This window comes from Halorhodospira neutriphila, from assembly GCF_016584055.1.
In the GTDB taxonomy this organism is placed as follows: Bacteria; Pseudomonadota; Gammaproteobacteria; order Nitrococcales; family Halorhodospiraceae; genus Halorhodospira; species Halorhodospira neutriphila.
On the sequence record NZ_NRSH01000273.1, the window covers coordinates 1 to 759 of the forward strand.

The window sequence follows — 759 nt, forward strand, 5'->3', positions numbered from 1 at the left end:
GGCGCGTCAGCCCGCGAGGCTGCGCACGCGGGCGTTGAGCCGCGACTTGTGGCGCGCCGCCTTGTTCTTGTGGATGACGCCGCGGTTGGCGGTGCGGTCGATGACCCGGACGGCCTCCCGGTACGCCTCCTGGGCCTGCCCATGGTCACCGGTCTTGACGGCCTTCAGGACCTTCTTCATGGAGGTGCGCATGGCGCTCCGGCGCGACTTGTTGCGCAGCCGGCGGGCTTCCTCCTGACGGGCACGCTTCTGAGCGCTCGGGATGTTCGCCACGGTCTCACTCCTGCTCGTTGATCCACGGTGACTGCGCCGGCCCGCTCACCGCGCAAGCCGGCATCCAGAATTCTTTAAGCCGCTCATTCTTTGGGCTGCACCGCCCTTTGTCAAGTCAGCGGCCGTCCTCCCCGTGGGCGGCGACCCGGTCCAGGGTCCAGTCGATGAGCGCCGCGGCGACGGTGTCGCTGGCCTCGCCGAGGGCGGCGGCCGCGGCCGCGGGGCCGCTGCCCGGCAGCCGCCGCTCGGCGCTGAAGCGCCGGGTGGCGACGATCCGGCGCCCGTCGGCGGTGAGCAGCCGGGCGTCGAAGCGGACCACCGCCTGCCCCGGGGCCTCGCCCCGGCGCTCGAGCTGGAAGGCGTGGAGGGTGCCCTCCAGGGCCCAGTCGGCGGCGGTGCGCTCGGCGTCGACGGCCACCCGCGGCACCCGGCCGTCGGCCTGGAACGCCTCGCGGAGCCGGTCGCGCCAGAGCACGGGCACCGGGG

2 protein-coding genes are annotated in these 759 nt (G+C 74.2%); both read right to left on the reverse strand.

Annotated elements, in window-relative coordinates:
* Positions 1–6 precede the first annotated feature (6 nt).
* Positions 7–273: a 30S ribosomal protein S20 gene (rpsT, locus tag CKO13_RS12425; protein ID WP_200261468.1), complete on the reverse strand. Its 267-nt coding sequence runs from the start codon at positions 271–273 to the stop codon at positions 7–9.
* Positions 274–388: 115 nt separating this feature from the next.
* The coding region (locus CKO13_RS12430; RefSeq protein ID WP_200261470.1) for an ABC-type transport auxiliary lipoprotein family protein at positions 389–759 on the reverse strand (371 nt) is incomplete at its 5' end.